Origin of the sequence: Kordiimonas pumila (genome assembly GCF_015240255.1) — a bacterium.
In the GTDB taxonomy this organism is placed as follows: Bacteria; Pseudomonadota; Alphaproteobacteria; order Sphingomonadales; family Kordiimonadaceae; genus Kordiimonas; species Kordiimonas pumila.
On record NZ_CP061205.1, the window covers coordinates 2,992,569 to 3,014,927 of the forward strand.

General features: G+C 48.6%; 14 protein-coding genes. 3 read left to right on the forward strand and 11 right to left on the reverse strand.

Going from position 1 to position 22,359, the window contains the following annotated elements; translation table 11 throughout:
• The 7 genes from ICL80_RS13215 to ICL80_RS13245 form a co-directional block, all read right to left on the reverse strand.
• The gene (locus tag ICL80_RS13215; protein WP_194213001.1) at positions 1 to 1,557 is read right to left on the reverse strand and encodes a long-chain-fatty-acid--CoA ligase; all 1,557 of its coding nucleotides are present in this window, start codon (positions 1,555 to 1,557) and stop codon (positions 1 to 3) included.
• Entirely contained in the window at positions 1,558 to 2,286 is a 729-nt protein-coding gene (locus ICL80_RS13220) for a hypothetical protein (RefSeq protein ID WP_194213003.1), read from the reverse strand.
• Positions 2,283 to 4,556 carry a hydantoinase B/oxoprolinase family protein gene (locus ICL80_RS13225; RefSeq protein ID WP_194213005.1) on the reverse strand — a complete coding sequence of 758 codons (2,274 nt, stop codon included), beginning with the start codon at positions 4,554 to 4,556 and terminating at the stop codon, positions 2,283 to 2,285. The genes ICL80_RS13220 and ICL80_RS13225 overlap by 4 nt, the downstream gene beginning before the upstream one ends.
• 11 nt (positions 4,557 to 4,567) lie before the next feature.
• Positions 4,568 to 6,709 carry a hydantoinase/oxoprolinase family protein gene (locus ICL80_RS13230; protein WP_194213007.1) on the reverse strand — a complete coding sequence of 714 codons (2,142 nt, stop codon included), beginning with the start codon at positions 6,707 to 6,709 and terminating at the stop codon, positions 4,568 to 4,570.
• A gap of 2 nt (positions 6,710 to 6,711) precedes the next feature.
• Positions 6,712 to 7,122, reverse strand: coding sequence for an acetone carboxylase subunit gamma (locus ICL80_RS13235; RefSeq protein ID WP_194213009.1), 411 nt, complete (start codon positions 7,120 to 7,122; stop codon positions 6,712 to 6,714).
• A gap of 4 nt (positions 7,123 to 7,126) precedes the next feature.
• Positions 7,127 to 8,989, reverse strand: a complete 1,863-nt coding sequence (locus ICL80_RS13240) for a hydantoinase/oxoprolinase family protein (RefSeq protein ID WP_194213012.1) — start codon at positions 8,987 to 8,989, stop codon at positions 7,127 to 7,129.
• Positions 8,990 to 9,113: 124 nt separating this feature from the next.
• Positions 9,114 to 11,762, reverse strand: a complete 2,649-nt coding sequence (locus tag ICL80_RS13245; protein WP_194213014.1) for a LuxR C-terminal-related transcriptional regulator — start codon at positions 11,760 to 11,762, stop codon at positions 9,114 to 9,116.
• Positions 11,763 to 11,912: 150 nt separating this feature from the next.
• Here ICL80_RS13245 and ICL80_RS13250 point away from each other — a divergent pair, with 150 nt between their 5' ends.
• Together ICL80_RS13250 and ICL80_RS13255 are read left to right on the forward strand one after the other, a co-directional pair.
• Positions 11,913 to 13,109, forward strand: coding sequence for a lipid-transfer protein (locus tag ICL80_RS13250; RefSeq protein WP_194213016.1), 1,197 nt, complete (start codon positions 11,913 to 11,915; stop codon positions 13,107 to 13,109).
• Positions 13,110 to 13,143: 34 nt separating this feature from the next.
• Positions 13,144 to 14,151 (forward strand): NADP-dependent oxidoreductase, encoded by a 1,008-nt coding sequence (locus ICL80_RS13255; RefSeq protein WP_228073534.1) that lies wholly within the window; start codon positions 13,144 to 13,146, stop codon positions 14,149 to 14,151.
• Positions 14,152 to 14,276: 125 nt separating this feature from the next.
• On the opposite strand, the gene ICL80_RS13260 is transcribed toward ICL80_RS13255, so the two are convergent.
• From ICL80_RS13260 to ICL80_RS13275, 4 genes are all read right to left on the reverse strand, one after another.
• Positions 14,277 to 14,444 (reverse strand): RHS repeat-associated core domain-containing protein, encoded by a 168-nt coding sequence (locus ICL80_RS13260; protein ID WP_194213019.1) that lies wholly within the window; start codon positions 14,442 to 14,444, stop codon positions 14,277 to 14,279.
• Positions 14,416 to 14,574 (reverse strand): hypothetical protein, encoded by a 159-nt coding sequence (locus tag ICL80_RS13265; protein WP_194213022.1) that lies wholly within the window; start codon positions 14,572 to 14,574, stop codon positions 14,416 to 14,418. Before ICL80_RS13265 ends, ICL80_RS13260 begins: the two co-directional genes overlap by 29 nt.
• Before the next feature lie 1,030 nt (positions 14,575 to 15,604).
• A complete protein-coding gene (locus ICL80_RS13270) occupies positions 15,605 to 17,506 on the reverse strand; it encodes a PhoX family protein (protein WP_194213023.1) in 1,902 nt (633 codons plus the stop codon).
• A 1-nt stretch (position 17,507) separates the two neighbouring features.
• Complete coding sequence (locus ICL80_RS13275; protein WP_228073536.1) at positions 17,508 to 20,381, reverse strand: TonB-dependent receptor; 2,874 nt, start codon at positions 20,379 to 20,381, stop codon at positions 17,508 to 17,510.
• A 424-nt stretch (positions 20,382 to 20,805) separates the two neighbouring features.
• Here ICL80_RS13275 and ICL80_RS13280 point away from each other — a divergent pair, with 424 nt between their 5' ends.
• Positions 20,806 to 21,846, forward strand: coding sequence for a glycosyltransferase (locus tag ICL80_RS13280; RefSeq protein WP_194213025.1), 1,041 nt, complete (start codon positions 20,806 to 20,808; stop codon positions 21,844 to 21,846).
• The last annotated feature ends 513 nt before the right edge of the window (positions 21,847 to 22,359 follow it).

Consider the following 22,359-nt stretch of genomic DNA (forward strand, 5'->3'; position numbering starts at 1 on the left):
TTATCCTACACCACGGCTAACATGTTCCCAGTATGGCTTCTTTAAAACCTGTTTCAAGACCTTGCCGCTTGCATTCCGAGGAAGCTCAGAAACACATTCAACAAGCCGTGGTACCTTATACCCACCAAGTTTGGTCCGACAGAAAGCGACCACATCTTCCCTTGAAAGCGGTGCGCCATCTTTCGTTACAATGATCGCAAGCAAGGCTTCACCGTATTTATCGTCAGGTACTCCGATCACAGCTGCATCAATAATGTCCGGATGCTCAAAAAGCGCATTCTCCACCTCACGCGGGTAGATATTTTCACCGCCGCTTACGACCATATCCTTGATACGGTCCTTGATATAAAGGTACCCTTCATCATCAATAATTCCGGCGTCCCCCGTATGAGCCCAGCCCCCTTCAAGAAAAGATGCCGTGGCATCTGGTAAATTCCAGTACCCCGGCACGATCTGCGGACCGCGCGCCTGAATTTCACCGACACTGCCTTCTTCTGTAACGATGCGGATGTCACAACCTGGCAAGGGCCTGCCCGCTGCCAAAAGCAAATGTGTTTCCCCGTCAAGTGCACGCCTGTGCTCATCGGCGCCCAGCAAGGTAAGAATAGCTGTAGTTTCTGTCATCCCATATGCCTGATACATATCACAGCCAAAAACATTAACCGCACGGCGCAGCACATCTTCTGCAATGGGCGAGGCGCCGTACATCAACATCTTTAAATTGTCCCAGTTCCGGCTTCTAATGTCCGGTACTTGTGTCAGACACGCCTGTATCATTGCTGGCACAAGAAAGGTAAAAGCCACCTTTTCGGTATCCAACGTATTAACAACATCAACAGGGTCAAAATCTGTCTTAAAGATGATCGACATACCGCGCCCCATAGAAAAAGCCGCGATCCAAACTGCTGCCGCATGATACAGCGGCGTTACCACAAGTACTGTATCTCCGGCATCTGGTAATCGTGTCACCATATTGGTGCATTGTGCCAAATTGGCAGCGTAATTTTCGTGGGTGACAAGCACCCCTTTTGGCAAACCAGTAGTCCCGCTTGTATACATCTGATAGAAAATATCATCGGAATGCACGTTGATATCTGGAAGTTGATCTGACTGATTATCAAACCACGTATCATACAGCACGGCACCGGCAAGTTCGTCTTCGAACGCCACAAAATGCTTAATCGTAGTTAAACGGTCTTTGATGGAAGCAACAACCTCAGTATATCCTGCGCCAACAAATAGGGCTTTGGCACCGGCATTTTCTAGAATAAATTCCCATTCAGCGGGCGCTAGGCGGTAATTAAGTGGCACGGGCACAGCACCCGTTTTAGAGGCAGCCAAATACATCAGCCACATATCAGCGCAGTTTTTGGAAAGGTATCCAAACCGATCCCCTTTCTGGAGGCCAAGTGACACCAAGCCATTTGCGATCTTGTTCACCTCAAGGGCAGCCTCTGCAAACGTTAAAGCACGTCTATCATCCCTTACACACAGTTGCGCTGGGCGTGACCCCACTAAAAAGTCAAACATGTCGTGAAACAGTAGGGTCTTATGCATCTACGCCCCCTCTTTCAAATCTTTAATGCGCGACAAAACAAACTCTGGATTGCTATCTGCCGGGATCATAATCCGAACATCCATAGCATTAGCATTGACGGCACCGCCTGACTTGAACGCATCGGGGCCAATTGTTTGACACTGCGCGAACAGTTCACTGCTATCCGCTGCAGGAAAAGCTTTTGCAGCTTGTTCGCCGTGCTGGTGGTTTAATACGGCAACAGAAAGGCCAAAATGGTCAGCAATGCGAAACATGCTGGATGCCATTTGAAGCCCTGCAGTATGCTTTTCATCAAGCCCAATCTGGACAATAGAAGCCGAACCGGCCTTTCTTAAAATGTCCCCAAGCGCAAGGCTTGCCAAGTCCATGGCATCTTCATCACTGTTCGATAAAACAGCAGTGGCAGGCCCCGGCAAAACCAGAAGAATATTAGAGAGAACGCCGTTTGCAGACAGGGAAGCAATTGCAGTTTCAAGTTCACCAAGTAACGCACCGTCTTCAACAGCGTCATTGAGGGCTTCCGCAATATCCTCCGGGTCACCGTCTGTTTGTGTCATATGTTTTTGCAAAAGCGGTGCAACTGGCAGCATAAAATAATCTGCGGATAATAGCTTCAACACCTCACCGCAAAAAAGCCCCATGCCATCAGGTTGGCCCCAAGGGTCACCCCCTGCCCTTAAGAGGCCGACGGCATAGTCGTAGCCGTCAATCCAAACCTTCGCACTCATGATGCTACGCTTTCCCCGCGCGCGGCAGCCAGTTCAGCCTCCAGTTTTGCGATTTTGACGTTAAGTGGATTAGGCATCATCACAGGCGGGGTCACTTCCCCTGCTGGATAATATTTATCTGGCGAACCGGCATAAACCATCGACGGGTCGTCCCATGAACCAAAATATGGTACATCGCTAGACGGTTTATCTTTAACCCAACTGTTTTTGAAGTCTTCAAAACTCATGCTTTTTGCAAGCCGTTCATCTTTGACAACCTGACGCGCAGCGGCGGTTTTCGCCTCATCAACTATCCGTGTCGCAGGGTCAAACACAACATGATATATACGCTCAATAACATCTTCTGAAACCAAGTCTTCTTCATAGTCGCGCATTACATCAGCGGGGTCACGTTCAAGCGGATCACCAAAGCCACCGCCTGTGCCCTGTGAAATCATATAAAGCTCGCCGCGCGAAGCCAGTGAATAAGGCAGGAACATAGGATGCGTGCTATATTCGCCTTCTTCAAATGGTTGCTGGTTCATCAATTCTTCGATGGAATAGCGAAACTTCGATGGATCAGCATGCATTTCATCAAACACATCCACACCCTGAATCCGGCATAGTGGATATGTTGGACACCCATAGCCGCCAAACAGACCAGGGATATTCGGGAATTTCGAACCAATTGCTGTCAGCATGAACCCCCATGCGGGGCTGTCCCGCAGCGCCAAAATCATCTGGTACCCCATACCACCGCGTTGCCGGCCAAAGCCCTGATTGTCGCGCATCAATTTTTTGGAAACCAGTTGCACAAAGGGCATTTCTTCTTCCATGAACTCTTGTTCACCTAGATCGGCCATGGTTGCAAAAATTGGCGCACAGCTATGCTGTCCGTCGCGGTCAGGCAAAGCACCACCGCCCATGCCGTTAATGTCCGCGCATACGTTCCCAACCATTTCACCATGCTGGGTTACACCGCCAAATAGAAACGTGTTAATCATGTTAAACCACGGAGCAATCACACGAGTGTATTTGCTGGGTACGGAATACAGGAACTTCATGGTTGAAACCTGCGCCACACTCCATGCTGTAAAAACCGACATCATGCTCTGTGCGTTTGGTGTCCCAAAGGCAGGGCGTAAAATGGATTTTTCATCAAACAAAAACTTGATGGGATTAAGAACCCCTTGGTTCCGAGGCAAATCCGGCCATATGTACGTTAAAAAAAGCTGTGCCAACATCCCCTTCAAGGTAATATCCAGCGAATTATTAGACCTGTTGGTAAACTCAGGCGATGACCCCCTGTAATCAAAGGTCAAAGTGTCGCCTTTTTTAGTGAGAGTCAGATTAATTTTAATGAGCGCATTTTCACGCAAAGTGCCGTCTGTCCACCATGCATGCCGTGTTGTACCGTCTGGCCATTCCTGAAGGCGGCGACGTACTTCTGCCTCAGTGTCTTCAAGGTTGGAGCGCAAGCAAGACACAACGGCTTCAAGGCCGTAATCCTTTATGGCTTCATGCACACGTTGCTCAAGGCGGCGGCAGGTGAACATTTTCACTTTCATATCGGAATACTGTAATTTTGGTTCTCGAACAGAGTTTTGAAGAAACGTAACAATGTCCCGGCGCAGCGTATAATTCTCCGCAACACGGAATGGAGACATTTTCAAGCCTTCATCCCATACCTGCTCTGCCATTGAGGGCATACCGCCCGGCTCAATAGCGCCGTTTTCACCTTCGTGTACAGTGGCCCCCACCCATGCAACCAGTTCACCTTCCCAGAAAACCGGCATCATCATGGACTGGTCCGTATTATGTGCCTGACCGTAGCGGGCATCATTTACAAGGAACACATCGCCTTCCCGCACACCCACTGTGGGTTCATTTGTCCAGTATTTATTGATGTACTTGATGGGGTATTGCACAAGGTTACAAAAAATAACCACACCGCCTGTGCTCGCAAGGCTAAGATCGCCTTTCGCCGTGAAAATAGCGGAAACACAGTCCCCCCATTTCGCCCCCGGTGCTGCGCCCATATTTTCCAGCATATCAAAACTTTCATTGGCGCCAGCAAGCAGTCGCTCACGGACAATTTCCAGTTTTGCCGGATCATTTTCAGCCTGCATGCTACGTTCTTCTAGAACGGTGCGGTCTTCAATGCCGTGGTTATCCATGATTTCCTTGTCGGGCGCCAAAAACAGGCTCGTATCCTTCAGGAACTCACTGACAGAATCGCTTTGAACATCTGCCGCACTAGATTTTTGGGTATTTACGTTCTCAATGCTCATTGTATCTCTCCTCAACCTTGTTCACTGCGCTGCAACCAGCCTGATCCATACTTTCCAATGGAGATTTGCCAGCCGGGCTCGACAAGGAAGGTTGTTGACTGTGATGTGATAACCGCAGGCCCTTGCACAACAGAGCCAAAATCAAGACTTTCAAGGTCATAAAACCCTGTTTCAATAGGGTCATCATGGCCCACAAAATAGCAGGCGCGCTTCACCGGCGCGGCAGGCGCATCCTTAAGGTCACTGCCTTTTGGCAGAACGCCAGAAAATTTCAGCTTTGGTGTTTGCACGTAGGACGCAACACGAACCGTATTGACACGAATACCCGCTTCAGGGGCCTGACTGCCTTCGCCGTATCTTTTGCCGTAGTCCTTCCCAAACACACCAATAACATCAAGAAGATCATCAGCATTTTCAATACGTGTTTTACTAACAACTACGGCAGTTTGCGCCAGTTGGTTACCATAACGCATATCCAGTTCAAGCCGGTGCTCAATGTCTTTTTCGTCGTAGCCTTGACGAATAAGGTCTGCTTTTCCGCGCTCTTCAAGCTGTTCGATATGTGCATTAAAGGAATCAAAATCAGAAAGCAGTTTCCGTGTACCACTGTCATACACCTGCAAGTAAAGGGATCGCTCATGGATATGAAGCTGGTCCATATTACCCGCACCAACAGCAGAGAAAATTGAGCTAAACGGCGGCACAAAAACCCTATTAATACCAATCACACTGGCAATACCGCATGCATGCAAAGCACCGTTACCACCGTATGAAAGCAGCGTGAAATTATCAGGCTCATAACCACGCGCGCGCAGTTCCTGTGCAATACCATTGGCCATATCATTATCAATTTTTTGCTTGATAAGTTTGGCAACCTCAATCTCATCGATGTCTAGTGGCTTGCCAATCGTCCGGCGCATAACGCTTTTCGCGCGGTCTTCGTTCAGGGTAATCCTGCCACCCGCATAATCATCAGGTTGCAAGTACCCAAGGACCAGATCAGCATCAGTGACCGTTGCAGCCCTACCGCCTTTATCGTAGCAGGCTGGCCCGGGGTCAGACCCCGCACTCTCAGGGCCAACAGCGATTGTTTTACGAAGCCTATCATACCGGGCGATAGATCCACCGCCTGCCCCAAGCGTTACAAGGTGCACCATCGGCACATTAACCATCCAGCGCTCAATAACAGGGTTAAAATCATAAAACTTCACCCCGCCTTTAACCACTAGGCCAATATCAAATGATGTCCCGCCCATATCACTGCAAACAATGTTGCCAATGTCTGTTTCAGCGGCCAAATGCTCTGAAGCACTGATGCCAGCAACAGGGCCTGAATGGATAGTTTGCAAAGCATCCGTTGAATTAAGCTGCGCCATCCCACCAGAATTATGCACCACCTGCATCGGGCGCTCGTGACCATTATCCCTCAGGTTTAATTCTAGTGACGAAAGACCCAGATACATGGCCTTATGCAAAAAAGCATCAATGATAGCTGATGACGTTCTTGCATACTCACCTTTACGGCCCACAACCATGTGTGCCAAAATAATTGGTGCTGAACCAAGTGTATGTTCAGGGTATTCTTCCCTGATTATTTCCTCTACACGGATTTCGTGGGCTGGATTCACAACTGAGTTCACAAGGCTGACGACGTAAGCCTGCGCGCCCCTATCTACCAGACGGCGAACCTGCTTGCGTACATCTTCCTCATCAAGCGGCATAATCACTTCACCGCGTTCTGATAGGCGTTCACGCACCCCGGCAATAAGCGGAATAGGCACAATCGGATCAGGCCGCTCGGCCATCGGCAGGTCTTTTTTGAACCGCTCAGATACACCTTCACCGTAGCCACGCCCACGGCTTAAGGGAACAGTGCTTTCAAAACCAGCCGTTGTAATCAAGCCAACTTTTGGGCCCCTACGCTCAATCAGCGCGTTTGTACCAAGAGTTGTAGCATAGCGGACGCTATCCACTTGCTGCATAACATCTTCGAGTGACAAACCAATCTGGTCATAAGCATGCGCCAGCGACGCATTGAAACCAAGTGCAAGGTTTTGATGTGTTGTAAGGGCCTTGGCCGTTACATAATGATCATCCCAAACAAGGAAACAATCCGTAAAGGTGCCCCCAATATCTACTGAAACTCTACGCATGATTAATGCCCACCCTTCTTATGGTGATGTGGCGGCGCCACAAACTCAGGCCCCATAACCGGCTCTGACAATTCTTCCCTTTCTGCCCATTGTTTTTTAAGGGCATCAATATCCAGTTCAATGTCATGTGCAGGTGGGTGACCCGGTGGCAAATACTCAGCTTCTGCAAGGCGGGCACAGTGCGGGCAATAATATTCAACGATTTGTACCCAGTTTGCGTCTGGTGCAAATGTGATTTCATATTTGTTTGGGTCAATAATGGGGGCATGAATCTCTTTTGGATCCCGCGGCCTAACCTTCATGAAATGCTTATAAGATTCTCTGGCAGAACCCAGCTCTGTATCGCACGAACGGCAAACCCAGTTCTCAGATTCCAGATCTATAATCAGTGCATCTGTAATAAAAACACGCATGGCACTATTCTCCTTTACGCTCTACAAGCAGGTCATTGTTGGCCGTGACAGTGAACTGCCAGCCAGGCTTGATCCATGCTGTAAAAAATTCTTCCTCGACAAGGCACGGCCCAGCAGCACAGTCACCTACGGCTAGTTCCTCCAGTTTATAGAGGGGCAGTCCACCTGAAATATCGCGTATTTCTGAGGATTTCGCCTGATGTGTAGTTGCCGTAACTGCCGCATTTAGCCCAATTGTTGGAATTGGCCGAACAACTTCCAGTTCCACAAGCCCCCCTACCCCAGCAGGTGCTTCCGCAAGCGGCATAACAGCCGTACCAACAACCGCCCGCCAAACCAACTCGCAGCCTTCAATGTCAAAACCTTCACTGGTCATCGACCGAGCAGCCGTTTCCATAAGCACAGCTTGAATGGCCTCAATATCTGTCGCATCAAAGCTACCAACTGACTTACTGTGAACGTGGCGAATAGGGCTAAAACCAATACCAAAGGCACTGAAAACTGCCGCATACCGAGGTATCAAAACAGTATTAATCCCGGCTTTTTCAGCAATACCGCAGGCACTCATCGGGCCAGCCCCGCCAAAGGCCATTAGGGTTGTGACATCATCGCCGTTTGCAGGGCACGCTATTGCTTTCGCAATTTTTTCATCATACGCGTCAACTGCACGCGTGATTGCAACGTCAAGGCTAATCCCAAGCGGCGTCGCAATATTATCTGTGACAGCCCTCAGGGCTCTATCTCGGTCCAAAACCAGTTTGCCCCCAAAGAAACTTTTAGGATCAAACAGGCCTGCCACCAGCAAGACATCAGTTATGGTTGCCTCGGTGCCGCCGCGCCCAAAACAAGCAGGCCCCGGCAATGAACCAACACTTTCAGGCCCCACTTTAACAGTTCCATCTACAACCTTTAGGATTGAGCCACCACCAACAGCAACGCTGTTGATACGTGCCATTGGGAACGCCACAGGCGCATCTTCAACATGCCCGCAGCGGTCTTCAGCAACCTTACCGTTTTCAAGCACCAAATGGTCTGTCGTTGTGCCCCCAATATCAATGGAAACCATTTTGTCATTACCATAAAGGGCCGCAAGAACAGCAACACCCTCAGCACCGCCGCGCGGGCCAGAAGAATAGGTGTTGATCGCAATAGACCGTGAAACACGGGTGGAACTACCATCATTGCGGAAAATAAGAAGTGGATTTCGAATGCGCCGATAGCGCAGTTTCTCTTCCGCATTATGTAGGAACTGCTCCATTGATGGATGCAGAAAAGCATTAATAACGCTTGTCCAGCCACGCTGTGTGGCGTCAGCACCCGGCACCAGATCAGCTGAAAACAATAAGGGCACTGCCCCCAGAAGGTGACGCGGGAACGCAGCATAAAGTGCTCTTTTAAGCTTTGGCTCGTTTGCAGCAAAACTATCGCCGCCAAGGCACACAACAAGACGGCTGGCCCCTCTGGCCACTAGGTTACGAACTGTTTGCACAACTTCCCTGTCGGACTGCCCGCCTACATAACTGAACCGTGTATCAATAAAGGCATCGAACAGCTCTGGTGAGGCTGCGTATAAAGCATCCTTCTGCTTTTCATCAGACAATAATATACCAATACGCGGCCCTTTGCGCTGCGCTATGGCATTCGTTCCTTGTGTTGTTGAATACCTAAGATGATCAATTGATGCTACAAGCTCAAGCAACTCAGGTTTATCATCCAATTTATCAGACAGTGCTGACAAGCCCGTCATAAGGCATTCTGTTAAATCGTGCGGTGTCGTTAACGTTTTTGCATGGACGACTTTGTTGCCGTCAAATGCACATATATCAGTTAGCGTTCCGCCATTATCTATGCTGACCAATAGCCCCATAACCGGAGACCCTCCCACTTGAGGTGGGGAAAACCCACCCGTTCCTTATCCGTGGATACTGGTTTGCAGTAAGAAGGGGCCGCCCACCCCACCCAGTAGGATAGGATGGACAAAAGAAATGTATTTAATCGATCAATTTATAATGCCGCGCTGCTTGAACAGCTTGCATTCTATTGTTTACAGACAGTTTTGCGTAAACGTTCCTGAGATGGAATTTTACCGTGTTTCTGGAAACAGCAAGCCTGTCAGCAAGGTCATTATTTGAGTGGCCACTTGCTAAGAACTTCAAAATATCAACCTCGCGCGGCGTTAATGATTCGCCGAGTGCAAGTTCTCCGTCGCTGTCGCTATCAAAGCCATTTGCCTTGCCCCCACTCCCACCAGCACGGGCAACGAGGTCTTTTACATATCCAGCGATTGGGTCATCTACCCACTCTGGCGAATGCGCAAAATTTTCTGCAGACAGGCGGTTCAGCACTTTGCTAACGGCAGGCCCTTCATCCAGGAAAATACGCCTTAAGCCGCCCGGTGCTGCAAGTTGCAAGGCTTCCATCATCACACGGCTTGAATGTGCATGCTGTTCGTCCATGTCCAGGCTAATTGCCAATAGCGTTTTCAGCCTGATAAGGCGCCTGATGCGTTTCTTCAGGGTTGCCGTTCTTATTTCAGCTTGCAGAATTGCCCGTGCTTCACCTTGTTGTTTGCTGTGAACCAGAAACCGCGCATAGGTAATGCGCTGTACTTCAAGTTCGCTGGAGACAAAACACAGTTGTCCATCAAGGGACATCCGTGCTTCTGAACCAAGCGCCCGCAACCGCCGTTCAGCGGTATCAAAATCACCATTTAGAGTTGCTTCCCGCGCAAGTTCAGCACGCCCACAATTAACAAGCCGTGTTAGACCGTATTTATGACCAGAGGTAATTAACCGTTCATATATTTCATGGGCATATTCCTGTTTGCCTTTCAAAACGGCCATACGCCCCAAATTCACCATACCAAGACAGTATGGGTCCACGATGCATTGCTGCTCGATAAGCGGCAAATAAGCCTGAATAACATCTTCTGCCTCGCGGAGCCTGTCACTTTCATAAAGGGCATCACCCAAGTGAGCTGCAACCACACCGCCCGCTAGTGCCCCCGGCGGAGCGTCAGATTCTATACCTTCCAGTGCACGGGTTAAATCGGCTGTGGCCTCAGCAAGATTACCCTCAGCCAGTTTCAAGCTGGCATGAATGGAATCAGCGTAAGATTTACCAAAAAAACTACCCGATTTTTCATGCAATGGCTGCGCACGTAGCAACAGATCATACGCTTCTTGAAATTGGCTTTGAGCGCCAAGCCAAAAAGCATGCGCATTATAGGCAACTCCCTTTGAAAAGGATTGTTCATCACTGAGCCATTTTTCTGCATCGCGAGCAACTTCGCCCATTTCCATCACTCTATCTTCAGCCGCCAGCACAAACGCGCGAAGAATTTCCATCTCGGCACGGGCCGCATTATCATCATCAGGCAAGTTTTTTTCTCGCCAATCAATCAGATTATGCGCCTTGGAAAATTCACGCTGAAACCCGTAGGCAATTGAGGCAGCTTCAACAAGTTTCACAGAGCCTTGTAGCATCTGACTGTCTATTTGTTCTGCAAACGAAATCACAAGCCCCAGCCGTTCTTCACGGATAAGCTTGCCGACAACCTGCTCCAAGCAATCGATAGCCATAGTCTGGTCACCAGCCGCCAAATAGTGTTTCACAGCCATTTCGCGCATGCCTTGACCCGCAAACCAATTAGCGATTTCAACATGCATCTTTGCAAGCTGTTCATTACTGTTAGAACGTGCCAACCGCCCCCTTAAAAAATCACCAAAAACAGAGTGAAACCTGAACCAGTGCCGATCACCGTCAACAGGATCAAGAAAAAGGCCTGAACGGCTTAGATCATTCAGTGTATTCAAACCATCCTGCTGTCCAGTAAGCGTATTAACAAGACTGTCACACAGTCTGTCAGGCAAGCATATTTTCAGTAACAGGTCTTGAACACAGCTCTCTTGTAAGGAAAATACTTCTTCAGCTAAATAATCCAGCACTTCCTGATTCATGCCGCTGCGCATAGCCCGAACAGCTGTATGCCCACCGGACTCGAGGGATAGATTAAGGAATTGCAGAGCTGCCGGCCAGCCATCAACCCGGCTATAGAGCCGCTGGACCTCTTCTAGGCCCAGATGGGTCCTCTCCGTCATAAACTGGTAAGCTTCACCAAGGTCAAACTTAAGGTCCACACTTCCAAGAACAACAGCTTTGCCCATTAATTTCAGTTTAGAACTGGCAATATTGGGGGTGGTGCGTGTCGCGATTACAATACGTTTGCTTTCGGGTAAAGCGGCTATGATTTGCCTCAGCTGTGCATCCACCTGCGGGTCTTGAATTTGATCATATTCATCAAAAAGAAAAGTGGCAGACCCCTCTATAGTCGCAAACCAACCAGCAACATCATGCCCTGCATTTTTAAGGGAGGCCGCTGTTGTCTTATCGGCGATACGGGCACAAGCGTCACTGAACAAACGCATAAAACGGGAAACGTCTGCATCTTGCGAAACAGGGGTAATCCAAGCAACCTTTGCACCATGTTCCTCAGCATCTTCAGCAAGCTGGCGCAGCAAAGTAGATTTGCCATACCCCGCTGGGGCCTGAATAAGGATTAGCTGCGCATCCTTTGCTTGCCGTATGCGGTCTAGAAGATTTTCGCGGATTAAATCCACCCTTAATGTCCCGTTTTTCATTCACTTCCTGACCTTGTTATACCACCATTTCTAGTAGGCACCCTGATAATTCAACTAAACAGGCGCGCCCGCCCCACCCTTTCGGGTGGTTTTGACCTGACTGTAAGCTGAAAAACTGCGCCTTAAGATTGCTAAAACAAGGAAAACTCTATGCCCGAACACGTTATTGTTGCCGGTATCTCCATGATTCCGTTTAAGAAACCCGGTGATAGCGCTGATTACCGCACTATGGGGTCAGCGGCTGCCAAAGCGGCCCTTGAAGACGCCGGTGTTTCTTACAGTGACGTCAAACAGGCATATGCTGGCTACGTATACGGAGACAGCACATCAGGGCAAGCGGCGCTTTATCCTGTTGGACTAAGCGGTATTCCTATCGTTAATGTTAATAACAACTGCGCAACAGGATCAACCGCCCTATTTTTAGCGCGGCAGGTGATTGCAAACGGTGTTACCGACTGTGTTATTGCTCTGGGGTTTGAGCAAATGTCACCCGGATCACTTGCTTCCGTTTACAAGGACCGCCCCGATCCACTTGCAGACTTTCTTAGCACAATTGATGAACGTTTTGGCACATCAGATGCACCTATGGCACTCAGGCTTTTTGGGGGTGCCGCGCTTGATTACCAAGAGCGTTACGGCGCATCCGATGAAACATTCGCCATGATCACCGAGAAGGCCCGAAAGCATGCAGGCAAAAATCCCCATGCCCTTCTTCGTGCCCCCATTACTGTTGAAGAGGTTTTAGCCTCACCAAAAATGTTTGGGCCGCTTACACGGTTTCAGTGCTGCCCCCCAACATGCGGTGCAGCCGCAGCCATTTTATGCAACGAAGAATTTGCAAAAAAACATAACATCAATGGTGATATTGTTATAAAATCTCAAGCCTTCACAACGGATGAAGCAGCCTCCTTTGACAAAGATGATCTTCGCAACACAGTAGGAGCTGGCATGTCCAGAAAGGCTGCTGAGCAGGTATACACTGACGCCGGTATTAATCCAGAAGACCTTGATGTTATTGAACTTCATGACTGTTTCACCGCAAACGAACTCTTAAGCTACGAATCGCTAATGCTAACACCAGAAGGCACAGCTGAGCGCTTTATAAGGGACGGCAATAACACCTATGGTGGCCAGTTTGTTGTTAACCCGTCTGGTGGATTACTGGCGAAAGGTCACCCCCTTGGAGCAACCGGCCTTGCGCAGTGCTATGAATTAACATCCCACCTAAGGGGAAGTGCTGGTGAGAGGCAAGTTGAAAGAGCGAGGCTTGCCCTGCAACACAACATAGGCCTTGGCGGCGCCTGCGTTGTGACACTTTATGAAAACACCAAAGGACACGCCAGATAGAAAACATTACACTGGGGAAATAAAGGGGAAGACCATGACTGTAAAAATTGCAAAAAGCTGGCATTTCAATAAACGTCCAAAAAATATGATCGAAAGCGACACTTTTGTTCTCAAAGAACTGCCAATACCACCGCTGAAAGACGGCGAATTCCTCTTTAAAACCATCTATCTTTCCCTTGATGCCACAAACCGTGTTTGGTTAAGCGACTGGGATATTTATATGGAGCCGGTCCACATTGGTGACCCCATGCGAGGCTTTGTTTTTGGGCAGATTATTGAAAGCAGAAATCCTAACTTTCCGGTTGGCCGCTATGCCGCTGGCCTCCATACATGGTCTGACCATATTATCACTAACGGGGATAGCTTCGACCTTTTCCCTGTACTAGATGGCCTTGACCTTGCTGAAACCTTCGCGATCCTTAGCGTCGCGGGCCCAACCGCCCATGTCGGACTGCACGAAATTGGTGGTCTAAAGGAAAATGAGACTGTTGTTGTGAGCGGTGCTGCAGGTGCCGTCGGCACCATTGTGGGGCAAATCGCTAAAATCCGGGGTTGCCGTGTTATAGGCATTGCCGGGTCTGATGAAAAATGCGCCATGATTGTCAATGAGTTCGGATATGACGCTGCTATAAATTATAAAACGGAGGATGTAACAGAGGCTCTTGGCAAACTGTGCCCAGATGGCATTGATCTCTGCTTTGAAAATGTGGGCGGTGATATTCTAGATGCATCCCTAACACACATGAAGGACTTTGGCAGGGTTGTCATTTGCGGCCTTATATCCAGCTATAACAGCTCAGAGCCTGTTCCGGGACCTTACATGTTCAGGAACCTTATCATGCGGCGGCTAACAGTACGCGGGTTTGTTATCCTGGATCATGCTGACATTATGCCAGATGTACTTAAAGAGCTCGCTAGCTGGGTTGCTAACGGTAAATTGAAAATGCCCACACATATTGTGGACGGCCTAGAAGCCGCCCCAAATGCCCTAAACCTTCTCTATACAGGCGGAAACACAGGTAAGCTACTGGTAAAAATATAATGCTCAAATAGAGAATCTCCAGTCAATCATGAATACCCTCAAAGGGTGAAACAAGGGCAAAAGAAAGAACAAAACTCGCCAAGGGCATGCTCTTGGCTGCATAACGGTTCTACTTTTGAAGCCCTCTATAATGGGGGCATTACCGGGTCGGTTTGCAGGAAACGGCCCAGCTTAGGGCTGTAGTAGCGCGCACGGTAGTAATAGAGATCTGTCTCTGCGTCATACCGGCGGCCCGTGTAGCGGAACGGCTGGCCAGCTGTTTCATCATCCGGTATCCGGCCCATACGCATCATAGGTGTATGGCCCCTCACTCACGCCGTCAGTTGACTGCGCAAGCGCAATGATGCTGCCCTGATGGTTGCGGTGATAATAGCTTTCCTTATTGTTCACATGATCAAGATAGATCAACCGCTCATCAATCACCTGCCCGTTCACATATTGCCTGAGCAGCGTACCATTACTACCATCATGATGACGTTGCGCCCCTTCGGGTGCTGACGCGTCCGCTTCGCGACCCGCAATCGGCTCGTCTCCGGGTATTACCCCTGCACCAAAGAGATTATACGCCGAAGTATCTAATTATAAATTGTGCAAGCTCGCTCTTTAGACTTATAGATACGTATCAAATTTCATGTGGCTCAAGCTAGATATTGTGAAATAAATAGAGCAGCAATGTAATCGCATATTTATGTTTTTTTTTGTAGACCATCAAAAGTGAAAGCCCTTGACATTAGGTGATCACAGGCCTTTTAAAACATAAGTTCGCTGTACAGCTTGTAGAGTAAGATTATTAATAGTTAATTACAAATTTGGCATGGAGCTTATGTGATAGCCTCTGATGCTGAATTTACTTAGCCAGCTAGAAGATACCGCGATGCGCATCTATTGGTTTTATGTTAAAGTAAAGCATGCTTTTCCCTACAGCAGGGAAAAGTAGGATGTCCGTCGTCAGAACATTTGTCTCAGATTGAGCGCTATATGATATGAGTATTTGGCTCATCATTTATTGATATTATGCCGCTTTATTATAATTTTAAAGCACCACTATTTAGTAACATTACTGTCTTTTTTAATAAGCGGTATAATGCGCGGGATAGCCTGAGCAGTCTCGTCAACATCGAGAAGGGTGATACGATCAAGCTTACGGATAAGGGCTTCTAAAAAACGGTCACCCGTAGTATGTACAGGTCGTTGTCACTGTGCTGGTTCGGGGTAAAAATACAGAAACCGGGCTGGTCAAGGCCGCCATCATCGCCCTTAAGCGCCGCAAGCAAAGGATAGTAGGAGTTCGGGAATACGCCTTAGATGTTGAAGTCTTTAGTCAGGGCCGCAGCTGGCCTGAGCTCTATTAATATTTCCTGATGGGCAGAACTGCTATTATTGCAGCACACAGTAGGCTAGAGCGACCCGAAAAAGACCCGTAAATACCTTAGCTATTTACGGGCATTGATTATCACTCCCACATAACTGCAATAACAGACGGCCTTGGTGGCTCGCCGTCAACAAAATCAGGCCACCGTGTTATCGCATCTTTGATTGAGGCAGAATCCTGCCCTGGGTGCTGAATAGCGACAAACATGGTTTTGCCATCTGGCGTGAATGCCGGGCCGCAGCACTCTGCCCCTTGTGGTGACAGAAAGAAAAGCTGAGATAACCACGCATTTTCGCCGCGGGTTTCCATTTTCCACAAGCCATCTTCACCGCGCACATTTGGCCCGTCACTGCATATCCACATAGCCCCTTCCGGGTCAAAATTGATATTATCTGGCGCGTAAAAATAGCCATTCGTTTTTGTTGCAGGGTGAAACCCGGATGCTTTCATGGTGTCTTCATCGCATAAAAGCCTGACCTGCCATTCAAACATGGTTGCTGCATGGTCTGGCCCGGCCCCGCTATCAGGCGGTGTAAGCTCAAGCAAATGGCCACTTTTATTCATAGCACGTGGGTTAGCAGCGTTTACGGTAGCCTCCGCACGGTCTTCATTGCCAGACAAGGTAATATAAACCTTCCCCGTACTTGGGTCTGGCATATAGCCCTCAGGGCTATCCATTGGGGTTGCGCCGAGAAGGTCAGCCGCGCGGCGCGTTTGTATAAGAACATCGCCCTGATCTGCAAAACCGTTTGCCGCTGTCAGAGGCCCTTTGCCGTAAACAAGTGACTTCCAAAGAACGGTACCATCTTCGGAAAAGCAAGCAACAGACAAAACGCCTTCATCCAATAAGTCTTTATTGGCAATGCGATTATCAGGGTTATACGCACGGTCTGTCACAAACCGGTAGCAATATTCAAATTCCCAATCATCACCCATATAGACAACTACACGGCCATCAGGCGCAAGTGTGCAGTGTGCCCCTTCATGGGCAAAACGGCCGAGGGCTGTTCGCTTCACCGGCACCGCCGCAGGGTCATATGGATCTAGCTCCACAACCCATTCAAACCTGTTCGGCTCGTTTGGCTCTGTGGCTATATCAAAGCGCTTGTCATAGCCCGGCCAACCATATTTACCCGTGGGCGTACTGTCATCATAGTGATAGCGCATCAGAAGATCGTAGTCTGGTGCACTCGATATATCACCCCCCAGAAAATCCTGCGATCCTTCTTCACCTGATAACACCGTGCCCCACGGGGTAACACCGCCGTTGCAGTTGTCATGTGTGCCAAGCACAGTGTGCCCTGACAGATCAGCGCTAGTTTGCATTTTCAGGTGCCCCGCGGCAGGGCCAGAGAACTTAATAGGCGTTGTACCCGTTACACGGCGGTTAAACTTGCTATCTTCTACAATAGCCCAGCCTGCGTCACCGCGTTTTATTTCAACCACCGAAAGGCCAACTGATTCAAGCGTGGTGGCAACCTGCTCATCTGTCAGTGCCTGCGGCACACTATCTCTCGTCACCCCTTTAAACATCAGGTGAGGTACGGGGTACTCATGATTTGCAACCAAAAGCCCATGATCAGAGGATGTGCTCCCATAAGGGAGCGGTAGAAACGTAATGAAATCATTATTGTAACCAAAGCGCTGTGCAGCATCTTGTGGTTTTAATGCTGTCAGTTCAACCGCAGGTGCTGTGGACCATAACGGGTCGCCCCAACGGATCAGCACTTGCTGCTTGTAGCTTCCAAAATCAGGCTCTGGTGTTATCGCACCCAATGCAGCGCGTGACCGCATACCGGCGACTGACGCCACAGCCACAGCCGCAAGCCCTGATAGCAATACATGCCTGCGGGTAATAAGCGCGGAAAGCGAGGGAGCCTCGCTTTTAGCTACAACTTTTGAAACAGTGCCTTTATCGTTAGACACCACACGCCGAGAAGCAGGGTTACCCCTGCCTCCAGCATTTTTATCTGCTTTCATCATCTTAGAATCTGGCATTGATACCAAAGGTAACCGTACGTCCCGTGTAGGTTGCCCCCTCCAGATAATGTGTGCCATCGCCGTACCGTTCATCAACAATTGGTTTATCACCGCTATTGAAAATGTCCACGGCGTCAACTGATAGCTTAATCGCATCAGTTACCTGATAGCTAATTTGCGCATCAAACGATCCGTATGGCTCTTCAACAATAGGGGTATCATAGCTTGAGAGCCTGACAATCTGGCTATCGCGCCATGAGTATATCAGCGCCGCTTCAACACCGTATTTCTGGTATGTTACAGCACCTGTATAAAACATTTTGGGTGCATAGAAGAAATCGATTTCCTCCATACCTTCAATGCCGGTTTCTGCTTCGCTGTGCTGGAAGGTTGCGTTGGCATAAACACCAAGCCCGCCCCATGCGCCCGGTAGGCTGGTAAAGTTTTGAACCAAATTAAGCTCAATGCCGTAAATGGTGGCCTGCTCGCCGTTGGTATAGGTTGTAACATCATCAATTATTTTACCAGCAAGCCGGGGGTCATTTTCAAAGCGGGTACGGTCAGCCTCGGTTTCGCCTGCAATACCGCTAAAGATAAAGTTGTTGATCTTTTTCGCATAAACACCCGCAGAGATAAGACCAACAGTATCAAAATAATGCTCAACGCTCAGATCAAAGTTATGGGCATAAGCTGGCTTTAGGCCTGGGTTGCCAACCGTTACATCAACTTCGCCGTCATCTTCCTCAATCTCAATCGCACCAGAAATAAACAAAGGCTCAGGGCGGGCGATGGAGGTGAAATATGCAGCCCTGATTACGGTATCTGAAGAAAGCCTGTAGTTCGCCTGCAAGCGCGGCAGGAAGTTCGTATAATGTGCCTTGCCCGTCACATCCGAATAAATCGGATCCTGATCTTCCAGCTCAATAATTTCATAATTGTCTGAGGTAATGCGCGTATGGTCAAACCTGACACCGCCAACAATTTCAAGCTCCCCAAATGTCGCCTGCCCCATTAGGTAGCCAGAAAAAACGTCTTCCGTGCTGGAATAGCTATCTTCATCAATTGGAATACCGCCGTCATCCACATATTCATTTTCGAAATCAGCATTACCGTCAACCAGTGACTGAGAATAATTGCGCCAATCTTTCAGCCGTTCAATATCAAGAGAAAGATATTTATCATACGGTGCACCAGTATCCGACACATCTACAAACCCGCCAACACCAAATTCTGTCAGGCTTAGGGGGCCAGAAAGCTCCATAACGTTCGCTTCAAAAAGCGTTCGTTTTGAACGTTCAAACTTCACACCGCCCTTGATTTCGTGCAACCAGTTAGAGCCAAGATCGTAAGTGACATCAAATTTGGCTGAGTATCGCTCGTTTTTAGAATCGTCGATATCTATATCATTATAACCCAGTTCATAGCTGTTTGGGTCTGCAATGGTGGCGCGGTCATTTGCTGTCAGGTTTGGCATGGGGAAATCACCCGAAAAATCATACCCAAACAGATTGCTTTCCAGTTCTGCTTCAAATGCTACTTCGTTATCAAAGGGTTCTTCCCGTACCGCGCTAGAATACCCAAGGCTATAATCAAACGTAAAGGCACCCGCCGTTGTTTGGCCTTCCAGCGTGTAGACCTGCTGGGTCAGGATTGTTTCTTCATACTGATTAAAGATATTGGCGGTGCCCGGCTCTGTCATAATAAGGTTGCCTTCGTCGTCATAATCTTCGGTACCACCTTCAAAATACAAGGCTTTACTCAGTTCCTGATCGAACAAACGGTTATAACTTGCCTTAAAAACAAGGTCAGTTGCTGATGAAACCGCCCAGTTTAAAGCAAGGTTTGCAGAGATATTTTCGCGCTGGTTTTCATAGGAAGTAAGATGATATTGCAGTGGGGTTACCCCTGCATCCGGCTCATCTTCAACAAGGGCTAGCTGGTCTTCATCGTTATAAAACACATACCCACTGGTAGACCGGTCAGCATAGGAAACTGCCGCCAGAATGCCAAACTGCTCGTCACTACCAAAACGTGTTGCATACATGGCCTGAAGTAACGGGTCTACGCCGCCTGCAAGCCCCTGATGGTAGCCACGTACACTGAGATCAAGAACAGGCCCCGCAAAATCAAACGCTGTTGCCGTTTCCAGTTCAACAGCGCCGCCAATACCATCTGAATCAAGATCTGGCGTTAGTGTTTTATGTACTGTGATTTGTGACAAAGCACTGGTCTGGATCATATCAAGCGGTACACGGCGGTTTTCCTTTTCAGGCTGGGCTGCATTCACGCCGTTCACCTGTGTATTATTAAGGCCGCTATCCATACCGCGGATGGAAATATAACGCCCTTCACCACCAACCACTTCCCGCTGTACAGACACACCCGGAATACGGCGCAGCGATTCAGCGGCATTCAAATCTGGAAAGCGACCTGCTTGGTCAGCCGACACAACATTGCGCGAATTATCAGCCGCAAATTGATCGTTAAGCGCGCGGGCCTGCCCGGCCCTGCGGCCTGTAACCACTATCTCTTCGTCTATGCCCCCACGGCCCATAACGGTTTGAAGCATCTCACGGTTTGAAGCGCCAATGCTAACAGGCACCGTAACATCCTCGAAACCAACATATTCAAACCGAAGGGTATAATCACCCTGTGCAATATTAGCGAACCGGTACCGGCCCTGATCATCTGTTACTGCGGTTTTACCCAACCCCGTAACATGCACCTGAACACCCGGCAGCGGCCTTTCACTGCCTGCTTCGGTAACGGTACCTGCAATTATAGCTTCCACAGGCTGCACCACTGGTGCCTGCGCAGATACAGCCGCCGAACCAACAAAGGTAAGGCCTGTGCCAGCACATAACAAAAGCACTGGCATTATAGAAACACTTGATAATAGATTTAATCGATTCCTGAGCACACTCATTCTCCATGCAAAATGGCTTAACCGGACCACCGTCCGGACAAATTTATTGGGATAATTAAGCCTCTAAGCCCTGGTTCAAGCTGTCCACATCTGAGCTTCGGAAATGCGCGGGCGCGCCAAGTCCTTTATGAAACTTCGCAGCCAAAGGCTGGGTGGGCAGTGAAAGTTGCCGGTAGACTTCGATCGAAACTACTAAAGGAACTATATTTCAATATTGTGACGCGATTTAATATCGCTTCTTTTATGTGATACTTTATTCAGGCTTTACACGTGCAGACCAGTATACCAGAAGGCGCTAATTCCAATTGACCCAGCAGCTATAATTTTGCACGTTGCAGGCACAGTACAGTCTGCTTGCTTTAAACAGGGTTTCTCTATGGCGTCATATCCAAATGCATCGGTTCATATTTCCTTTTGTGCCTTTGCAACAAGCTTTATGAATGTAAGGGTACAACACCCCATTGCAGCCATGCGGATGCTGGGTGCCTCTATCGCCTTGCAAGAAAAAAAGTTTGCCTTCATAGAGGGCCTGCCTTCAGACGAACCCAAGGTCCTGATTTTACAGCGCGGGTTCCTGACTAAAGATGGCTGGCCAAAAGCTGTAAAACAGGCAATTGAGCGCGATTATCTTTTCATTGTTGAATATGATGATTACCCAGAAAACCCGTTTAATGCGGCAAAGCGTGCCAACTCGCTTGACTGGGAACGTTTTAGCATGTGCCATGCTGTGCAGTGCAGCACCAAACCCCTTTATGATGCTTTTACCCCGCACAACCCGGAAGTGGCCCTATTTGAAAACCACCTGTTTCAAATGCCAGCCCCCATAACCCGCACAGATACAGAAATACGGGTGTTTTTTGGTGCCTTAAACCGGAAAGATGCGTGGGCGCCTCTTATTAAAAGCTTTAACAAAGTACTCGCAAAATATCCACAGCTTAGGGCGGTTATTCTTCATGATGAGGAGTTTTTTGCGGCTCTCAACACCAAAAACAAAGTTTTCAAACCTGCCTGCGACTATAACACCTACCTTAAACTGCTGCATAGCTGCGACATCAGCCTGCAACCGCTCGATAACAGTGTATTTAACCGCTATAAAAGCGACATTAAGTTTGTAGAGGCTGGTGCAGGTGGTCTTGCAGTTGTTGCAAGCCCAACCGTGTATGCTGACACTATAGAAGACAGTATAACAGGGCTTATTGCCCACACCTCAAAAGACTGGGAACGGGCCCTTGCAAAACTAGCACAGGATGCAGAATACCGCAAAACACTGGGGCAAAATGCCAAAAACTATATTCTGTCAGAGCGCCTTCTTATTAAACACGCTCACAAGCGGCTTGATTGGTACCGCGACCTGTGGGCCCGCCGCGACGCGCTGAACGCCCGCCTGTTTGAGCTTTATCCACAGCTTAAGCCTTAAAAACTGAGCACACGCTACAGAAGCGGAAACATAGCCCCCACAAGGGCAACCTACTATAGCAATTAAGCACTGTGTCCCCGGGATTTCCCCATTTAAAAACACCCCAAGGCTTCTCATCTACATTCAGTTATTTAAAGAAGGCACGCACAGCACCATGCCCTTTTTGATAAGGAAGAGACGAATAAAAATATTCACTATAAAGAATGGAAACAACAGCATAACCAAGGGGCTAACAATCTATGAATACTCGGTCCACTTGAATGGAAAACGCTAAAGACAGAGAGCATAAAGCCTGCCAATAAAAAGGAAAATACAGCTCCTAACTTCTTCTTGTTTAACTGTATTACCATCCCTGCCTTTTCCATTATTTAGTGCGCCACATCAACCCTGAGTATGCCTGCACCACAATTGCAATGTGAGACTATCCCAAAAATTATCAAACACATATTCCGTTCCAAATCCAGTTGCTGATTAAGAGGACATAATACTGAATTATGGCGCGCCCCTTCGTGG

What these genes read in the sequence shown, in the direction of transcription:
- ICL80_RS13215 (WP_194213001.1), bottom strand. Translation starts at nt 1,557, where the DNA reads ATGCATAAGACCCTACTGTTTCACGACATGTTTGACTTTTTAGTGGGG.
- ICL80_RS13220 (WP_194213003.1), bottom strand. Translation starts at nt 2,286, where the DNA reads ATGAGTGCGAAGGTTTGGATTGACGGCTACGACTATGCCGTCGGCCTC.
- ICL80_RS13225 (WP_194213005.1), bottom strand. Translation starts at nt 4,556, where the DNA reads ATGAGCATTGAGAACGTAAATACCCAAAAATCTAGTGCGGCAGATGTT.
- ICL80_RS13230 (WP_194213007.1), bottom strand. Translation starts at nt 6,709, where the DNA reads ATGCGTAGAGTTTCAGTAGATATTGGGGGCACCTTTACGGATTGTTTC.
- ICL80_RS13235 (WP_194213009.1), bottom strand. Translation starts at nt 7,122, where the DNA reads ATGCGTGTTTTTATTACAGATGCACTGATTATAGATCTGGAATCTGAG.
- ICL80_RS13240 (WP_194213012.1), bottom strand. Translation starts at nt 8,989, where the DNA reads ATGGGGCTATTGGTCAGCATAGATAATGGCGGAACGCTAACTGATATA.
- ICL80_RS13245 (WP_194213014.1), bottom strand. Translation starts at nt 11,762, where the DNA reads ATGAAAAACGGGACATTAAGGGTGGATTTAATCCGCGAAAATCTTCTA.
- ICL80_RS13250 (WP_194213016.1), top strand. Translation starts at nt 11,913, where the DNA reads ATGCCCGAACACGTTATTGTTGCCGGTATCTCCATGATTCCGTTTAAG.
- ICL80_RS13255 (WP_228073534.1), top strand. Translation starts at nt 13,144, where the DNA reads ATGACTGTAAAAATTGCAAAAAGCTGGCATTTCAATAAACGTCCAAAA.
- ICL80_RS13260 (WP_194213019.1), bottom strand. Translation starts at nt 14,444, where the DNA reads ATGATGCGTATGGGCCGGATACCGGATGATGAAACAGCTGGCCAGCCG.
- ICL80_RS13270 (WP_194213023.1), bottom strand. Translation starts at nt 17,506, where the DNA reads ATGATGAAAGCAGATAAAAATGCTGGAGGCAGGGGTAACCCTGCTTCT.
- ICL80_RS13275 (WP_228073536.1), bottom strand. Translation starts at nt 20,381, where the DNA reads ATGCCAGTGCTTTTGTTATGTGCTGGCACAGGCCTTACCTTTGTTGGT.
- ICL80_RS13280 (WP_194213025.1), top strand. Translation starts at nt 20,806, where the DNA reads ATGGCGTCATATCCAAATGCATCGGTTCATATTTCCTTTTGTGCCTTT.